General features: G+C 41.7%; 13 protein-coding genes. 11 read left to right on the top strand and 2 right to left on the bottom strand.

What is annotated here, in order from left to right:
* Positions 1–393 precede the first annotated feature (393 nt).
* The 5 genes from HMPREF9072_RS08540 to HMPREF9072_RS08560 all read left to right on the top strand — a co-directional run bounded on the left by HMPREF9072_RS08540 (position 394) and on the right by HMPREF9072_RS08560 (position 5521).
* The gene (locus HMPREF9072_RS08540; RefSeq protein WP_009411328.1) at positions 394–1755 is read left to right on the top strand and encodes an OprO/OprP family phosphate-selective porin; all 1362 of its coding nucleotides are present in this window, start codon (positions 394–396) and stop codon (positions 1753–1755) included.
* Positions 1756–1782: 27 nt separating this feature from the next.
* Positions 1783–2613, top strand: a complete 831-nt coding sequence (locus tag HMPREF9072_RS08545; RefSeq protein ID WP_009411329.1) for a lamin tail domain-containing protein — start codon at positions 1783–1785, stop codon at positions 2611–2613.
* 83 nt (positions 2614–2696) lie between these two features.
* Complete coding sequence (locus tag HMPREF9072_RS08550; protein WP_002675535.1) at positions 2697–3341, top strand: hypothetical protein; 645 nt, start codon at positions 2697–2699, stop codon at positions 3339–3341.
* Between the two features lie 3 nt (positions 3342–3344).
* Complete coding sequence (locus tag HMPREF9072_RS08555) at positions 3345–3818, top strand: CYTH domain-containing protein (protein ID WP_009411330.1); 474 nt, start codon at positions 3345–3347, stop codon at positions 3816–3818.
* Positions 3815–5521, top strand: a complete 1707-nt coding sequence (locus HMPREF9072_RS08560) for a DASS family sodium-coupled anion symporter (RefSeq protein ID WP_009411331.1) — start codon at positions 3815–3817, stop codon at positions 5519–5521. Before HMPREF9072_RS08555 ends, HMPREF9072_RS08560 begins: the two co-directional genes overlap by 4 nt.
* 216 nt (positions 5522–5737) lie before the next feature.
* Here HMPREF9072_RS08560 and HMPREF9072_RS08565 read toward each other — a convergent pair whose 3' ends face one another.
* On the bottom strand, positions 5738–6370 hold the full coding sequence (locus tag HMPREF9072_RS08565; RefSeq protein ID WP_009411332.1) for an HdeD family acid-resistance protein: 633 nt from the start codon (positions 6368–6370) through the stop codon (positions 5738–5740).
* Positions 6371–6800: 430 nt separating this feature from the next.
* Between HMPREF9072_RS08565 and HMPREF9072_RS08570 the strand changes: the two genes are divergently transcribed.
* The 6 genes from HMPREF9072_RS08570 (at position 6801) to HMPREF9072_RS08600 (ending at position 17120) form a co-directional block, all read left to right on the top strand.
* Positions 6801–8765 carry a putative porin gene (locus HMPREF9072_RS08570; protein ID WP_009411333.1) on the top strand — a complete coding sequence of 655 codons (1965 nt, stop codon included), beginning with the start codon at positions 6801–6803 and terminating at the stop codon, positions 8763–8765.
* A 44-nt stretch (positions 8766–8809) separates the two neighbouring features.
* Positions 8810–10861, top strand: a complete 2052-nt coding sequence (locus HMPREF9072_RS08575; protein WP_009411334.1) for a peptide MFS transporter — start codon at positions 8810–8812, stop codon at positions 10859–10861.
* 79 nt (positions 10862–10940) lie between these two features.
* On the top strand, positions 10941–12179 hold the full coding sequence (locus tag HMPREF9072_RS08580) for a type IX secretion system plug protein domain-containing protein (RefSeq protein ID WP_009411335.1): 1239 nt from the start codon (positions 10941–10943) through the stop codon (positions 12177–12179).
* A 101-nt stretch (positions 12180–12280) separates the two neighbouring features.
* Positions 12281–13561 (top strand): replication-associated recombination protein A, encoded by a 1281-nt coding sequence (locus HMPREF9072_RS08585; RefSeq protein ID WP_009411336.1) that lies wholly within the window; start codon positions 12281–12283, stop codon positions 13559–13561.
* Positions 13562–14102: 541 nt separating this feature from the next.
* Entirely contained in the window at positions 14103–16115 is a 2013-nt protein-coding gene (uvrB, locus tag HMPREF9072_RS08595; protein ID WP_009411338.1) for an excinuclease ABC subunit UvrB, read from the top strand.
* A gap of 72 nt (positions 16116–16187) precedes the next feature.
* Complete coding sequence (locus HMPREF9072_RS08600) at positions 16188–17120, top strand: peptidylprolyl isomerase (RefSeq protein WP_009411339.1); 933 nt, start codon at positions 16188–16190, stop codon at positions 17118–17120.
* A gap of 26 nt (positions 17121–17146) precedes the next feature.
* On the opposite strand, the gene HMPREF9072_RS08605 is transcribed toward HMPREF9072_RS08600, so the two are convergent.
* A complete protein-coding gene (locus HMPREF9072_RS08605; RefSeq protein ID WP_009411340.1) occupies positions 17147–17749 on the bottom strand; it encodes a CDP-alcohol phosphatidyltransferase family protein in 603 nt (200 codons plus the stop codon).
* Between the last annotated feature and the right edge of the window lie 327 nt (positions 17750–18076).

Genomic DNA, 18076 nt, shown 5'->3' on the forward strand with positions numbered 1-18076 from the left:
GGAAAGGAGAAGGGATAATTAGAGAATTAGCAAAATTGAAAATGAGAAAATGGGTGATGTGGGGGGCTTAGGACATAGGTACTAGGGGGAGTATGACGGAAAAGGGAAGAGATAGAGGTGTGGTAGGATAAAATTATAGAAAGAGTTGATAGTGAACGGTTAAACAGTGAGTGGCTTAACAGTGAATAGTTAAAAATTGAAAATAGAAAAATAATCGAAAGTAAGATAGAGGTGAGATAAAGGTGTGTTATGTTAAAATTAAGGATTTTTCAGCTTAAATCAAAAAAAAAGAAAATAATTCATTGCTAATAGGAAAATAGTTTTTACCTTTGTGGCGTTAAAAGAACTATAATAATAATTTACCAACTCCATTAACAAACATTATTTTAACCGATGAAAAAGTTACCCTTTTTAATTTTGGGGCTATTGCTGTCTTTCTTCAGTACAGCTATAGCCCAAGAGCTCGATACCATTCGCTATAACCAATATGGCGTGGCAGTCGATAGAAAAGAACTTCGCTCAGAGGCACGTAACAACATCTTGGTTTTTGAATCAAAACATCAGAACTATAAGTTTTGGTTTGACAACCGTGTGCAAGTGGATGCTGCTACGTTTTTTGGCGCTAAGAGCGATTACGACAAGATAGGCAACGGTGCTTCTATTCGCCGTGCTCGATTTGCCGTAAAGGCACAAGTTACCAAAGATTGGTACGGTGAAGTGGACGTTGATTTCGCCGATGGTATTTTTGAACTTAAAGATGCTATTGTGGAATACGACGGGATTAAAAACGTAGCCTTGAAGGTGGGAAACTTCAAAGAAGATTTCTCGATGGAGCAAACTACCAGTTCGCGTTACTTAACCTTTATGGAACGCCCTATGGTGTGTAAAGCCTTAGTGCCGTCAAGACATTTGGGTATTCAAGGAGAGTACTTGCGCGACCATTTTAGGGCTTCGCTTGGTATGTTTTTGCAACGAGTGGCTGGCGTTGAGGAAGTGACCAATGTGCAAGACAACAATAAGGATTACGGACGCAACCAGGGGTATTCAATCACCAGTAAAGTGGGCTGGATGCCTTATACCGAAGACCGTATGCAAGGTTGCTATTTAGGTGTTAAGGGGTCTTACCGTACTCCTAAAACTGATGTAGCACCTAAGGATTACGGCGGAGCGCGTTTCAGTACTCGCAACTCTACCTCGATTAACCGCAAAAAGTACTTAGACACTGATGTTATACCCAATGTAGACCACGAATGGTTGCGCGGGGTAGAAGCTGCTGCTTACTACGGAGGCTTCCGCGTACAAGGAGAGTGGATAGGCAACCACGTTACTACGGAAGCTACCTATTACAATTTCACAGGGTGGTATGTGCAAGCAGCGTATTTGCTCTTTGGTGGCAAACAGAAGTTTAACGTATCGGAAGGCGAGTTTACTCAACCTACCCGAGGCAAGGAATGGGGTGATGTGGAGTTGGCAATGCGCTGTGATTACCTCAGCTTGAACGACAAAGACGTGTATGGAGGTTCAGGAGCAAACTTCACTACGGGGTTGAACTTTTATGTGAATAACAACGTGAAAATAGCTCTGAACTATCAGTATACCAACAACGACCGTTATGCAAACGGCAGAGGCAAACTGATTATTGGGCACGATGCCACAGGAGCCCCAACTACCGATTATAAAAAAGCGGTGGAAGGCAAAGGCAAAGGCGGTGTGAGCTACCATATGCTCGCTATGCGCTTTGAAATTAATTTCTAAACATTCACCTTTTAAACCATTACTAAAATGAAAAGTTTAAGATACATACTTCTATTAATATTGGTCATCACAGCAGGTTGTGTGAAAGATGCAGTGTACGAGGGAGCTTCGACTATCAAATCGGTGAAGCTTACTCCCGCAGCCCCTACCTCGACTGACAACGTGGTGGTAACCGCTGTAATAGCTCCGGGACTGCAAGCACCTTCGACAGTAACTTTGGTTTACAACGCAGGGGCAGGCAACCAAACCGTAGCGATGACGGGCAAGGACAATACTTTTACAGGGACTATTCCGGCACAAGCCGATAAAACAAAAGTAACCTACAAAGTAACAGTAGTGAATACCGCAGGATTTTCGACCGTAAAAGAAAGTAGCTATGTGGTAGGCGATAAGCCTTCGGACTACACTAAATTGGTTCTCAATGAACTTTACGGAGCAGGCGCCGATGCCGAAAAGTTTATAGAACTTTACAACAACGGCGACACTCCTATCAAACTAAAAGACGTAACCATTAAAAAAGACGAAGAACTTGTGTGGACGGGTATTGAGGGTGAAGTGGTAGCCCCTCACTCACATTTTGCTATCGTAGGCGCCAAAGGCACTACCCCGAGAGGGTTCAGTTCGGGTTTTTCGAGCAAGAAAAATGTGCTTATAGAGCTTTACAGCCCTGAGGGAACTAAGCTCAACACCTTCCAACGAGGTGAAAAAGGCGATGGTTGGGGCAAAGTGAGTCTTGCGGCAGTTACGAAATCGTGGAGCCGATGTCCTGATGGTACAGGTAAATTTATGCAAGCAGACCCAACCCAAGGGAAAGCGAACCCTGCGACAGGAACAGAAGATGAGACTGTTAAGCAGTGAGAAAGAAGGAGAGTAAGGACGGTTATTGTAGAGAAATATTACAAAATAAGCGATTAAACAATAAATGATATAAAAACATAATTATGGCAAAAGAAGAATTAAAGATTGGCGAAATTTCTAAACCGCGTTTTGAGTTTCGCAGTTTTGGGCGTTGCTTTGCTAAACAAGCCGAGCGTATGGCACGCCTAAGTGTACCTGTTCCTGAAAAAGTATGGGAACGCCGCAGTACCGAAACCTATATTGTGAGTAGGACTAACGATGTGAACAACACTAAAATTCGCGATGGTAAGATGGACATCAAAACCTTTGTACAAAAGGTAGATGGATTAGAACAATGGAACCCACTGATGAAAGGAGAGTTTCCCATCTCGGCAAAAGTGCTTAAAGAAGAAGTATTCCCCGCTTTTAAAGTGCAAGGAATGCCCGAGCTTACCAAAGGTGAATACACCTTAGGAGAGTTCTTACAGATGGTGGAAGCACACCCCGACTTGCAAGCAGTAACCGTTGAGAAGGTGCGTTTTGGTTATATGGTGAACAATACCATTTGCGAAACCGGCAACGTATATATCAATGGGGCTTTGGTGAAAACCATTAACTCAGAGTCTACCGAGATAGAAGATATTAAGAAAACCATTGCCGATTGCGGGTTGGAAGGAGTAGAGAACATCAACTACTTGCAAGCGATTAAACGCGTGATTGGAATGATACATAAACCCTTAGCAAATTAAGTTATGGCACAAGAAATAGAAAGAAAATTTATGGTGAAAAGCGATGCCTATAAAGCCGCATCGTTTAAGGCGACTCGTATCACCCAAGGTTATTTGAGCTCCGTTCCCGAACGCACGGTGAGAGTGCGCATAAAAGGGGACAAAGGTTTCATTACCATAAAAGGCATCGGTAATGAAAGTGGCGCAAGCCGGTTTGAATGGGAAAAGGAAATACCCGTAGCTGAAGTGCAAGAGCTATTGAAGCTATGTGAACCAGGTATTATAGACAAGACACGTTATTTGGTAAAGAACGGCGACTATTGTTTTGAGATTGACGAGTTCTATGGAGATAATGAAGGACTTGTAATGGCAGAGATTGAATTACCTGACGAGAAAGCTACTTTTGCCCGTCCTGAGTGGTTGGGAGAAGAAGTAACAGGAGACAAGCGTTATTACAATTCAATGTTAATGAAGAACCCTTATAAAAACTGGAAATGACAAACAATACCGACCACACGCCACCCTTTGACCCTTTGGATATGAATAACTATCATATCGAAAAGTTGCCAAAGGTGCAAAAAACAGGGGTAGAGCGGTTCCTCCAACGCATTGGAGGACCGCTTGCTATCCTCGCCTTTGTGCTTATTTACTGGGTAGCCAATATTTCGTTTATCAACCGGATTGATACCAATGAGAAGACGACACCGCTTACTGAATCGGCGATGGCTCGGTATGCCCAAATAGAAAAGGCTAAAACCAAACAACTAACAGCTACAATGAAGGGAGAAAAAAAACTCTCGGACGAGCAAAAAGTAACCCTACAACAGGCAACACACAACGAGTTTATACACATAAACTACGCGATGCTGGCTATTTTTGTAGCTGCTATTATTTTATGGATTACCGAAGCAATCCCCAATTACCTTACTTCATTACTGGTAATACTGGGCATTGTACTTTGTGGAGTCACGACCGACAAGACGGCATATGCTCAATTAGGACACCCTGTGATGTGGCTCAATATTCTTTCGTTTATCTTGGCGAGTATGTTAGTGAAAACGCAGGTGGCGAAGCGATTTGCTTTGTGGTTTGTGTTGAAGTTTGGCAGAAATTCGGGAGGTATTATACTGAGTTTTATCATTATTAACTTAGTACTATCGGCATTTATTTCGGCAACTACTGCCAAAGCTGCTATACTGTTGCCTATCTTTATGGTTATAGCCGCTATCTACGGAGCTACGGGAGGAGAACACCGCAATAACTTCGGTAGGAATTTGATATTGCAGAACCTTTTCCAAATCAATTTAGGAGCTAATGCCTTCTTGACAGGCTCAGGGGCAGCCCTTTTAGCGGGCTCTCTTATAGCAGGAGCTATGGGTATAGGCTCTTTTAGTTATCAGGATTGGTTTAAAGCAGCCTTTCCGATGAGCGTGTTGCTTATTCTCATTGCGTGGTTCGTAGGCTCGAAAATATATTTTCCACTGAAAAAAGAAGAGCGCGTACCACAGATTGAAGGAGGTATGGAAAGGCTTAGGGAAGAGCTTAACAAGCTCGGCAAAATGAAGTTTGAGGAGTATAAAGCGATTGCTATTTTTGTTTGTGTACTCATCTTGTGGGCTACCGATAAGCAACACGGTATCAACCAAACAGCAGTAGCTTTTATGGGTGCCGTAGTGGCCTTGCTTCCGGGCGTAGGCGTAGTGAAATGGAACGATGTAGACATTCCTTGGCACTTGCTATTGTTCTCGGCAGGCGCTTATACCTTAGGGGCAGGACTTGACGCGACGGGTTTACCTGGCACGCTTATAGATGCACTTTTTGGTAGTTTAGGGATTACTCAGGCCACTCCGTTTTGGGTATTGTATATGATACTCACAGGAGGGATTCTGCTCTTCTCGCTTATATTCCAATCTAAAACAATGCTTACCCTCATATTCATTCCTATTGCCATAGGGGTAGCTCAGAAAAACGGGTATCCGATTATGAGTCTGGCTTTCCCCGTAGCAATGCTCGTGGGACACGTGTATGTACTGCCCTTTAACAGTAAACCTGCTGCCCTGCTGTACACTACCAATCAATATAGCTGGAGCGACACCTTCAAGTTTGGTATCACGATGATGTTTATCAGTTGGTTGATGATACTCTTGTGGGGCGAAACGGTATTGCGGTGGTATGGGTTTACCAATGGAGTATTCTTTTAATACCACAGTGCAATAATGCCAATTACTGAAGGTAAGAGTAAAGATAACTCTTAAAAAAGGTCCTGGATATTGGGTGTAGGCGCGTCAATTATAAAATCATAATACCTCCAAAGAGTATTTAATTCTTTGGAGGTATTTTTTGTAAAAAAGTACTATAGTTCTGTAGTCATAGGTATAACTATAGACTCGTGCCAGTGGTATTTTGCTAATCTGCTGTTATTTTAAGGCTTCTCTCACTTCTTTTTCGAGGTCTTCTATACGGTTCTTTAAATCATCTGATAACTTTTGAACAGAACTTTTTAACTTTTTCAGATTGAACGAAAGAACTACAGAAGAAATACCTGTGAAGATAAACGCTAAACCTGTGAACACTACCAATGAGATACCTGTAAAGATAGGATTAGCAATCAAAATGAACGAAAGGATAATACCCAATACGCTTACTATGGCTAAGTTACCCCAATTTAGTACACCAGCTTCTTTTACTTCGAAGGCAAAACCGAGTAACTGAAACGAACGGAATAACAATGTGAATCCTACTACCAATGGTAATATAAACATTGATAGGGCGGGATACATAAGTAAAAAAATACCCATTATCAATGAAATGAGTCCGCTTACCAAATACCAACCCCAACCGTTGAGAGTTTTAGTATTTTGTAGGGCAAAGAAGGATTCAGTTATCCCTGATATTAAGAATGAGAGACTAAAGAGTATTGAAAGGGTAAGATAAGAAGCTTGTGGTGATATAATTACCCCTATACCACAAAGAATGAACAAAATCCCTAAAATAAGGGGAATGTACCAGTGTTTTACTGGTCTCCTGATGGATTTGAAAAAATACAACATAACTTTATCATTTATAATTTAATGACACAAAGGTAAGGATATTTTATTGATTAGCAAAAATATTTACAAATAAAAGATTAAAAATATAGTTGTTTTGTTAGTTATGTAGTTTATTGGTTAATTATAAAAGCTTGAACTGTCCTAAAAGTTTTGTTCTGTGAAAGCGATTGGAAATCGCTCCTACAATATAACTAGAAGAAATTGATTATCAAGGTAATCAACTTCTCCAAAGACTGAAACTTTAGCAAAATGTAGCGACGCAAATGCGATTTTAAGACTTTTCGGACAGTCTCAGCAATTGATATAACAAGATAGACACAAATAACAAGCTCGCACTAGCGAATAAATTTGGTATGTTTGACCTGTATCTAAAATTAACAAATTGGCTAATTGACAAATTATTCCTATCTTTGCCCCCAAATAGAAACGAATGACACTGAAAAAAACTATATATTTTCTTATAGGGTTACTATTCCCCTTGCTGAGTTGGGCACAAGAAGACGATAGTGCGAACCACAATCAGGAGGGAGGGGTAACCTTTAAGTCGTTGCGTCCTAAAAAGAAGAAAGACAGCATTACTTTCACTGCACGCGACTACAAAATTATTACTTATACTCGCGATACCACCTCGGTAGATACTTCGCTTACGATGCAAAAGTATTACCTGAACAACGAGTGGGGAAAGGATATGTTTGGCAAGATGCCTTTCTCGAATATGGGGCAACCTTATAATACACTCTCTTACGACTTCCGCCGTCAGGATTACCTGCCTTCGATGGGGGCAGAAGCTAAAAAGCAACTCTACCTTACTCCCGAAGAGGTAACTTATTACCATTTGCCTACGCCACTTACTGAGTTTACTTACAAGAGCGGTATGGAACAAGGTCAGTTTTTGAACACCCTTTTTTCAATCAATCTACAGCCCAACCTCAATATCTTTATCGCTTACAAAGGTTTGCGTTCCTTGGGTAAATACCAACGTATATTAGTGAGCAATGGCAATTTTAGAGCGGGCTTTTCCTACGTATCGCCTAACAAGAAATACACCGCCTTTGCACACTTTGCCTCTCACGACATCACCAGTCAGGAGAATGGAGGTATAGTAACGCCCGAGCAGTTTGAGGGAGGTGAAAAACAGTTTAAAAACCGTGCGACAATAGACGTGCAATTACTCAATGCTGAGAATATCCGGGAGAGCAAGCGTTATTTTTTGCAACACGACTACGCTTTCTTGCGCAACCGCGATTCGCTGGCTTCGTACAAGCAGATACGCTTCCGCCATTTGTTTAGCTACGAAACTGAACATTATACTTATGACGAAACCCAAAGCAACAGTTATTTTGGCGATGCCTATGTACCCCAAAACCTTCACGACAAGGCGCGCTTGAAGAAGATGATCAACCGTTTGGGAGTAGAGCTTGAATTGCCCTATCTGGGAAGAACCTTCCTCTTTGGAAATGCTTATTTCTACAATTACTACTTTCAGAACGCTTACTACGTATCGGGAGTGTTGCAACGCCGGCAAATCAAGGATACCGACCTGAGTTTAGGTGTGCAATGGCATAAGAAAGTGGGTGGATTCAGCATAGAGGCAGAGGGCGAACAGACATTTGTAGGCAAGATGACAGGAACTAGACTGAGCGGGAAACTTACTTATGCTTTTGACGATAAGAACAGCATCACCGCAGGAGCTGAACTGCATTCGGCTATGCCTAATTTTAATTATTTGCTGTATCAAAGCGACTACAAACAGTTTAATTGGGATAACTATACTTCGTTTAACAAACAGAATACCCAGACCCTCTATGGCGATTTGAAAACCCAATGGGGGAATGCTTCACTAAGTCTTACCAACTTCAACAACTACACTTATTTTCAAGAAGAAACCTTAGGGAAAGTGCGTCCTGAGCAGTACAGTAGCAATATACAATATTTGCAACTGAAAGTACAAAAAGAGTTTAAATTTGGTAAATGGGGCTTAGATAACACTATGCTCTACCAGCAAGTGGTACAAGATAGCAATATTTTGAATGTACCTACTTTCGTGACTCGCAATAGTTTTTACTTTGCATCACACTTGTTCAACAAGGCAATGTACTTACAAACGGGGATAGGGTTTAATTACTTCACCAAATATTACTCCAATCAGTACAATCCGCTTTTAGGAGAATTTGCTGTACAGACGGCAGAGAAGACGGGAAACTTTCCGATGTTTGACTTTTTTCTCAATGCCAAAGTGCGTACGATGCGCATTTTCTTCTCTTTAGAACAATGGCAAGTGCCCGTGAGCAACTGGCTAAAAATAGGAAATCCTTACAACTATTATTCTGCACCACGTCAGCCGTATAGAGATTTTATTATTCGATTGGGAATTAAGTGGGACATTTTTAGTTAAGAGTTAAGAGTTGAAAAGCAAGAAAAATAACGAATAAAATCTATATGACTAAAAAGACAATTTTCGATACACAAGTATTAGGACATCCAGCGGGGCTGTTCGTGCTTTTCTTTACAGAAATGTGGGAGCGTTTTTCGTTTTATGGAATGCGTGTACTGCTCATCAACTTTCTTACAATGACGCTTATAGGGTATAACCCAGGATGGGCGTGGAGTACTGAAAACGCGGGTGCACTCTTTGGTACGTATGTTATGCTTCTTTACCTTACTCCTATACTTGGAGGTATAATAGCCGATAAGATTACCGGCTACCGCTGGGCAGTAATTATAGGGGCGGTGATTATCACCTTAGGACACGTGTCGATGGCTTTTGAAACTGAGGTTTCACTCTATTTGGGACTTGCACTTTTGGTGATAGGAACGGGCTTTTTCAAACCTAATATGGTGTCATTTGTATCGGAAATGTACAAAGACCTACCCGAGAAGAAAGATGCTGCTTATACCATCTTCTATATGGGAGTAAATTCTGGAGCTTTCTTTGGAATGATGCTTTGCGGTTACTTGGCAGAACGCATTGGGTGGAGTTGGGGCTTCGGTTTGGCAGGAGTGTTTATGCTCTTGGGAACTATACAGTTTTGGTTTGCCAAACCTTTATTCGGTTCAATAGGATCTGAGCCACGCAAGCAAGAAAAAAAAGAGACTACAAATGATGCAAAACAAGAAGAGGAAAAACTCAATCCGTTTACTACCCTAGATAAGATATTGGTAGCGCTTTCGGCAATCATAGGTATTGGCTATGCACTAAACGACCCTCTCTCAAAAATATGGAATATCGACCTCTTTGGGTGGGCTGCTACCTCAGGGCTTAAAGGGCAATATGTGATGGTGATTGTAGGCTTAATAGCTTTCTTTTACCTGATAGGTAGTCGCATAATGCGTTATACCACGATAGTGCGCGACCGTATGCTTACCGTGGTCATCTTTGCCTTTTTTGTGGTGTTCTTTTGGTTGTCGTTTGAACAAGGGGCTTCGTCTTTAGTGATTTTTGCACGGGATAATATAGAGCGTGAATTACAGGGTAATTGGGCAGTACTTTACAATATTTTCAATGCACTACTCACCGTGATTCCACTATTACTGATTACCTACGTACTTTTCCTTTTGATAAAGAAAACCTACAAAAAGATATTTCCTGCCGTAGTAGTGTTATTGGTCTGTTTTAGTCTTGTATGGGGCATTGCTTCGTGGATGCTACAACGCGACTTTAAAACCACAGCTTACAGTGTGAGTTATCAAGCCTATGAACAAACCGATACACAAGGCAGAACTACTTATATCCCTATTACTGAAGAAAACAGAGTCGCTCGCCCTGATTTGAAAATCGTAGAACGTACTACTATCATAGGAGTAGCTGATTATCACCTAAAAGTAGGGCAAGAGATAAAATTGCTGAGCAAGAACAACAAAAACACTTCGTTTGGCTATGTAGATGCCGAAAAGGAACAGTGGGCAAAACAGCGGGGAGCAGAGCTCAATACTGACAACGGGCTGATAGTTGCGCAAGTGAAAGAAGAGCGCGATAACTGGGTAGAGACGACTGTATCGTGGTTTTCTATCCTGAATTCTTTCTTCATTATTGCCTTAGCGAGTTTGTTTTCACGTTGGTGGGATAGCAAGTATAATCCACCCGCTGCGATGAAATACGGCATCGGACTGCTAATGCTCTCAGTAGGATTTGGTTTACTTGCCTTAGGCTCTCACGGGGTAACTCACGGAGTAAAGGTGAGTATGTTATGGCTTGTATTTGCTTATATGTTTAACACTATGGGTGAGTTGTGCTTATCGCCTGTGGGGCTTTCGTACGTCTCGAAGCTTGTACCTGCACGAATGATAGCATTTATGTTTGGGGTATGGTACCTTGCTGTAGCTATTGGTCATAAATTAGCAGCTGTACTGGGCGGACAGATAGAGAATATCACCCGTGAGTACAGTTTGAGTACTTTCTTTTTGATATTTACCATTGTGCCTGCCGTAGCAGGGGTACTCATTATTCTCATCAATCCGTTTGTGAAGAAACTGATGCACGGAGTGAGGTAAGTGAGTTCTATTCTTGTGGAGAATATTTATTTTAGTAAATAAAAAATAGTACACCTAAGACAAATATAAATATTTAATTATGAAAAAACTTCTCTTTTTACTCCTACTTCCCTTGGCAATGCAAGCACAACCGCTGGTGGAGAAAACACCACCTGATTATATCAAAACGATTATCTTCAAAGCTAACGGCAACGATAAAAACCAATTCCCTATCGTGCGCCGTAATGAGTCGTTTAGTTTGCAGTTCGACGATCTCGGGGGTAATGAGGAGACTTATTACTATAAAATCACCCATTGCAACGCCGATTGGTCTGCCTCTTCTCTGCTGAAAAGTGAATATCTTAAAGGCATTGATAACCAACCGGTACAGCCCGAGAGTAACTCCTATGGTACCCTGCAAGGCTATTCGCATTACCGCCTTACTTTCCCTAATGAACTCACTAAAATCACTCTCAGCGGTAACTATATGCTCTCTATCACCGATAGTTATGGCACAGAGCTCTTTTCACGCCGATTTGTGCTCTATACACCCCAAGTGAATGTACTCACCGAAGTAAAACGCGCCCGCGATTTGCAGTACTTCGATACCCAACAAGTGGTACAGTTCACTATTAAGCAGAAAGATTTTAGACTTGATAATCCCAATGTAGCGGTGAAAGTAGCCATACTGCAAAACTACCGTTGGGATACGGCTATCACGGGCGTAAAACCTCAGTACGTGATGGGTAACGACCTCGTGTATCGCTACGACCGCGAAACGGCTTTCTGGGGAGGTAATGAATACTTTTATTTCGATAGCAAGGATATACACGTGCCTGCATCGGGAGTCTATCGTTTGGATAGAAGCAAATGGGTAAATAGCTACTTGTTTACCAATGTAAGCCGTGCGAGCAATGTCTATACTTATTATCCCGATATCAATGGCGATTTCTTGGTAACCACTATCAACGGAATGAACCCCAGCAACGAAGCCGATTACACCCAAGTGCATTTCGCCTTAGAAGGCAAATCTACTTTTTGGGGTAAAGAAGTGTATGTATACGGCAAGTTTAGCAACTACGAACTCCGTGAGGAATACAAACTCACTTATGACGAAAAAGACGGTCTTTTCAAGGGGAAAGTACTCCTTAAACAGGGATTTTACAACTATAAGTTTGCTACCAAAGCAGGTAACACAGTTGATTTCAACGAAATAAGTGGTAATTTTCAACAAACTGAAAACACTTACCTCGTGCTCGTGTACTACCGCGCTCCTGGCGCTCTCTACGACGAGGTGGTAGGCATCGGCTCTGCTTCTAGTACCAATATCACAAAATAGGTCGTAGTACGACAGGCTTTTATACATTGTTACACTTTACCAAAGAGTGAAACTTTGGTAAAGTTGATTTTATTAATCATTAAACATTAATCATTACATCAATGTCTTCTCCTTTAGCAGAACGTATGCGCCCCACTTCCTTAGCGCAATATGTGGGACAAGAGCACTTAGTAGGAACTCAAGGGGCTTTGCGCCAACAGATAGAACGCGGTCTTTTGCCATCGCTTATCTTTTGGGGTCCTCCAGGGACGGGTAAAACTACGCTGGCAAACATTATTGCGCACCAAAGCAACCGCGCTTTCTATACCTTGAGTGCTATCAGTTCGGGGATTAAGGAAGTGCGCGAAGTAATTGACCAAAGCAAACAAAGTGGTGGACTCTTCACTACCCAAAACCCTATTGTTTTCATAGACGAAATTCACCGATTTAACAAAACCCAGCAAGATTCCCTTTTGCAGGCTGTTGAAAAAGGTTGGATTACCCTCATTGGGGCGACTACCGAGAACCCCAGTTTTGAGGTGATTCCTGCCTTGCTCTCTCGTTGCCAAGTGTACATACTGAACGCCTTTGAGCGCAAAGATTTAGAACAACTGCTTCACAATGCCATTACCCAAGATGCTATTCTTAAAACTAAAACTATTGAACTGCAAGAAACTGAAGCTCTTTTGCGACTCTCAGGTGGCGACGGGCGCAAATTGTTGAACACTTTTGAGCTCATCGTCAATGCGACTCCTGAAGGTGAACCAGTAGTGATTACGAACGACAGCGTCCTCAGATTGGTGCAGAAAAATACCGTACTCTACGACAAAACGGGTGAACAGCATTACGATATCATTTCGGCTTTTATCAAATCGATACGAGGCAGTGACCCTAATGGTGCAGTCTATTGGTTGGCACGAATGATTGAAGGCGGTGAAGATGTGAAGTTTATCGCACGCCGTATGCTCATTCTCGCTTCGGAAGACATTGGCAATGCGAACCCTACGGCAATGATTTTAGCTAATAACACCTTTCAAGCCGTTACGACTATTGGTTACCCCGAGGCGCGTATTATCCTCAGTCAGTGTGCTATATATCTCGCTTCTTCGCCTAAGAGCAACGCTTCTTATAAGGCAATTAACAAAGCCCAACAAGTTGTGAAGCAAACAGGCGACCTGAGTGTACCTATCCATTTGCGCAATGCCCCTACCAAACTGATGAAAGAGCTCGGCTATGGCAAAGACTACCAATACGCTCACGACTACGCTTATAACTTTGCCTTTCAGGATTATTTGCCTGATGAATTACAAGGTGAAACCTTCTATGAACCTTCTGATAATCCACGTGAAAATGCCCTGCGCGACTATCTTAAAAAACTATGGGGCGAGCGATATGGGTACTGAAATTAGCAAATTAGCAAATTTGAAAATTAGAAAATGAGGTAAATGACAATAATGCTAGAAATACTGATAATTAACTTTGCCAAAGGTGCGAGCCGCACAGGCAGTCGTAGCACGACGGGCTATTAACTTTGGCAAAGTTTGAGATGAAAAAGCGATGTGTTGGGGCTGTTAGGAAGATTCGGAAGGAAACGGAGAAGTTCGGAAGAGGGGAGGGAGGATTTTTGGTGAAAAAAGGCTATAAGGAGGGTGGGGTTAGCTTATAGAGAGCTTATAGGAAGGCTTATACGAATCTTGGACGATTGTTATAGAAAGGGTGTGTAAAGAGTTAATAGTGAGGGGTTAAGAGTTAAGGGAGAGAAGCAGTTTTGAGGGTAATAAATCGAAAGGAAAGCAAAGATGAGGTGAATGAATAGGGGAGAAAAGACTATAAAATTTTGAATTCAGATTTTAGTATTTAGAGTCTCTGAGCTATGTGCGTGAAATAATTTTTACTTTTCAGTTTTCTTCACTATCTTTGCACTCTTATTTATGGTTAAAACAAATGAAATTCAATATAGTTTCTGACTTTGCCCCTACGGGCGACCAACCTCAGGCTATCGACCAATTGGTAAAAGGTATAGAGCGCAACGATAAGTACCAAGTGCTATTAGGCGTTACGGGCTCTGGAAAGACTTTTACTATCGCTAATGTGGTGGAGCGCATTCAGCGTCCTACTCTTGTGTTGGCACATAATAAGACGCTGGCTGCTCAGTTGTATTCTGAATTTAAGGCTTTCTTCCCCAATAACGCGGTGGAATACTTCGTCTCTTACTACGACTACTATCAGCCGGAAGCTTATATACCTTCCACAGGAACTTATATCGAAAAAGACCTCTCTATTAATGATGAAATTGAAAAACTGCGTCTCAGTACGACCTCTGCTTTGCTGTCGGGCAGACGCGATGTATTGGTTGTGGCATCGGTGTCGTGCTTGTATGGTATCGGTAACCCTGTGGAATTTCAAAAGAACGTGATTACCCTCAAACAAGGCGATATACTCCCCCGTACCAAGCTGATGCATCGATTGGTACAAAGTCTCTATGCCCGCACAACTGCCGAATTTAGGCACGGCAACTTCCGCATCAAGGGCGATGTGCTTGATGTCTTCCCAGGTTATGACGACAATGCTTTCCGCATTCACTTCTTTGGCGATGAAATTGAAGAAATAGAACAGTTTGACCCTACTACTAATCACGTGTTAGACCACTACCAGAGCCTCAATATCTACCCCGCTAATATGTTTGTTACTTCTCCCGATATTCTCCAAAAAGCGATATGGAACATTCAACAAGATTTGGTGAAGCAAGTAGAGTTCTTTGAGGCTTTAGGCAAACCCTTAGAAGCCAAACGGCTGAAAGAACGCACTGAGTTCGACCTTGAGATGATACGGGAATTAGGGTACTGTTCCGGCATTGAGAACTACTCTCGCTATTTGGACGGTAGAGAACCAGGCACACGTCCGTTTTGCCTTATAGATTACTTCCCCGATGATTTCTTGATGGTTATCGACGAGAGTCACGTAACCGTCTCACAAGTACACGCGATGTATGGTGGTGACCGCAGTAGGAAGGAGAATCTTGTGGAATACGGATTCCGGTTACCCGCTGCAATGGACAACCGTCCGTTGAAATTCGAGGAGTTTGAAGCGCTTCAAAACCAAGTGATTTACGTGAGTGCTACCCCAGCCGATTATGAGCTCCAACAAACGCAAGGTGTGTACGTAGAGCAGGTGATACGCCCCACAGGATTGCTCGACCCCGAAATAGAAGTGCGTCCGAGTGCCAATCAAATAGATGACCTTGTGGAGGAAATACAAGTGCGCACCGAAAAAGACGAGCGTATATTGGTAACCACCCTCACCAAGCGAATGGCAGAGGAGCTTACCAAATACCTCACTCGCATTGGTATTAGGTGTCGTTACATTCACAGTGATGTGGATACATTGGAGCGCGTGGAGATTATGCAAGACCTGCGCAAAGGACTCTTTGATGTGCTTATAGGGGTAAACCTCCTCCGTGAGGGCTTAGACCTGCCCGAAGTGTCGCTCGTCGCTATCCTCGATGCCGATAAGGAAGGCTTTTTGCGTTCTACTCGTTCGCTCACTCAAACCGTAGGCCGGGCTGCCCGCAACGTGAATGGAAAAGCAATAATGTACGCCGACAAGATTACTGAGAGTATGCAGCGCACTATCGATGATACTAATTATCGTCGTGAAAAGCAAATGAACTACAACAAGGCACACAACATCACGCCTCAGCCTTTGCACAAGAAGATAGAGAATAGCCTCAGCAAGAGCCCTATAACCGAATTTCACTATGATCCTTCGTTTAAAGAGCGCACAGCTGCCGAAGCACAATCGGTATATTTATCAGCTAAGGAGTTGGAAAAGAAAATCAAAGAAACTCGCAAATTGATGGAGGTAGCTGCTAAAGAGCTGGATTTTGTAAAAGCTGCACAGTACAGAGATGAGCTAAAGAAATTGCAGGAATTAGCAAATGAGAAAATGAGAAAATGAGCAAAGTGTGGTGATTTGGTGATTTAGGAATTTTGGTGTAATTTTGCGCCCTAATACATTAAAAGATAAAAAATGCAAAATGGTATTTATGCAAAGATAACTACCACGAAGGGAGTTATTTTACTTCGTCTTACTTATGAAAAAACGCCTGCTACGGTAGGGAATTTTGTAGCTCTTGCAGAAGGGAAAATGAAGAACTCACAAAAACCACTTGGTACGCCTTATTACGATGGACTTACTTTTCACCGAGTTATTCCTAACTTTATGATACAAGGAGGCTGTCCGTTAGGTACTGGCACAGGAGACCCAGGTTATCGTTTTGACGATGAATTTCACCCAGAGCTCAAACACAATAAACCAGGAGTCATTTCGATGGCAAATGCAGGACCAGGCACGAATGGGAGTCAGTTTTTTATTACGCACGTAGCCACCCCTTGGCTAGACAACAAGCACACGGTGTTTGGTGAAGTTGTGGAAGGACAAGAAGTAGTAGATGCGATTGCACAAGGTGATAAGATTGAAAAAGTAGAAATAGTGAGAGTAGGAGAGGAGGCAGAAAAATGGGACGCCTTAAAAGCCTTCAATGATTTTAATGAAGCCAAAGCAACTCGTTTGGCTGAAGAGAAACGCAAAGCTGAAGAAGCCTTTACCAAAGAAGTAGCGGGCTTTGAGAAAACGAATAGTGGTTTATATTACCAAATTACCCACAAGGGTAATGGTAAAAAAGCAGAAGCAGGGCAAAAAGTAGCCGTGCACTATACAGGTATGTTGCTTGACAAGACCGTGTTTGATAGTTCTTATCGCAGGAAAGAACCACTACAGTTTACTGTAGGTGTTGGACAAGTGATTGCAGGTTGGGATGAAGGAATATTACTTCTTCACGAAGGAGATAAAGCCCGATTGGTAATCCCATCAGAACTTGCCTATGGCAGTCGTGGTGCGGGAGGCGTAATACCACCTAATGCACCTCTTATTTTTGATGTAGAATTAGTATCAGTAGGGTAACCTTATTTTTTATTAAAGAAGAGTATTTAGCTATTAAGCCATTTGCTCTTCTTAAAGTTTTTGCCTCTTCTTATTAAGTAGGCGTGATAGGCACTAGGGATATCGTTTTGCCATTTGGGCAACAAAAGCAAGATGAGAATTACATCTAATTGTGAGAAGAGCCCCCAATAAATAGCTAATTGCAAGGGAAATCCTCCGTGACCAAAGCCTATGAGGGAGATAAATGCTGTAAGTAAGCATAAGCCCCACAACTTGGAGAGAAAAGCGTGAGTACAGGTTTCTTTGCCAAACTTCAAAAAACTAATAGTATAACATAACCCTTCCATTATAAAAATAGCTATTACTTCATACCGATACACCTTTATGAGCTCAGGGTTGAGATGATAACACGCTATTCCTATAGAGAGCCAAAATACTAAATCTGTTTGGCTATCCATTCGTCGCATTTTTACTGTACTAATACCCATTTGCCTTGCGATAATCCCATCGAAAATATCGGAGAGTAAGCCAAGGATGATGAAAACTATAATCCATAGCCTTGCTATTGATTCTTCAGTGTAATAAGAAAAGATCAGTATGGTAGGGGCTAATAAAAAACGAAAGGCTATTAGTAAGTAAGGTGTCTTCATTTTAATAAGTTCTTATGAGAACAAAAATACAATATTTTTCTAATATACAAAAAAATATATGTCTTTTGGTAAATTAGCAGATTATGTATTATATCACACTTGAGTACTAAAATTATTATGAAAGGATAGTTTGGAAACTACTTATAGAGGTTAGAGATAAAAATGTGAATGTATGTTTAACTGTTGGTAGTTAGTTGTAAGAGAAGAAAAGCGTGTTAGAAAACACTAAGAAGCCCAAAAATAATTATAACTTTAGTATTAAAAATCAACCACTTACCAAATTATTAAAAAAATCTTCAAAAAAAACTTTCAAAAAATTTGCTAGTT

It is taken from the genome of Capnocytophaga sp. oral taxon 324 str. F0483 (assembly GCF_000318315.2).
In the GTDB taxonomy this organism is placed as follows: Bacteria; Bacteroidota; Bacteroidia; order Flavobacteriales; family Flavobacteriaceae; genus Capnocytophaga; species Capnocytophaga ochracea.

Coding starts and splice junctions, on each gene's coding strand:
- HMPREF9072_RS08540 (WP_009411328.1), top strand. CDS start 394: ATGAAAAAGTTACCCTTTTTAATTTTGGGGCTATTGCTGTCTTTCTTC.
- HMPREF9072_RS08545 (WP_009411329.1), top strand. CDS start 1,783: ATGAAAAGTTTAAGATACATACTTCTATTAATATTGGTCATCACAGCA.
- HMPREF9072_RS08550 (WP_002675535.1), top strand. CDS start 2,697: ATGGCAAAAGAAGAATTAAAGATTGGCGAAATTTCTAAACCGCGTTTT.
- HMPREF9072_RS08555 (WP_009411330.1), top strand. CDS start 3,345: ATGGCACAAGAAATAGAAAGAAAATTTATGGTGAAAAGCGATGCCTAT.
- HMPREF9072_RS08560 (WP_009411331.1), top strand. CDS start 3,815: ATGACAAACAATACCGACCACACGCCACCCTTTGACCCTTTGGATATG.
- HMPREF9072_RS08565 (WP_009411332.1), bottom strand. CDS start 6,370: ATGTTGTATTTTTTCAAATCCATCAGGAGACCAGTAAAACACTGGTAC.
- HMPREF9072_RS08570 (WP_009411333.1), top strand. CDS start 6,801: ATGACACTGAAAAAAACTATATATTTTCTTATAGGGTTACTATTCCCC.
- HMPREF9072_RS08575 (WP_009411334.1), top strand. CDS start 8,810: ATGACTAAAAAGACAATTTTCGATACACAAGTATTAGGACATCCAGCG.
- HMPREF9072_RS08580 (WP_009411335.1), top strand. CDS start 10,941: ATGAAAAAACTTCTCTTTTTACTCCTACTTCCCTTGGCAATGCAAGCA.
- HMPREF9072_RS08585 (WP_009411336.1), top strand. CDS start 12,281: ATGTCTTCTCCTTTAGCAGAACGTATGCGCCCCACTTCCTTAGCGCAA.
- uvrB (WP_009411338.1), top strand. CDS start 14,103: ATGAAATTCAATATAGTTTCTGACTTTGCCCCTACGGGCGACCAACCT.
- HMPREF9072_RS08600 (WP_009411339.1), top strand. CDS start 16,188: ATGCAAAATGGTATTTATGCAAAGATAACTACCACGAAGGGAGTTATT.
- HMPREF9072_RS08605 (WP_009411340.1), bottom strand. CDS start 17,749: ATGAAGACACCTTACTTACTAATAGCCTTTCGTTTTTTATTAGCCCCT.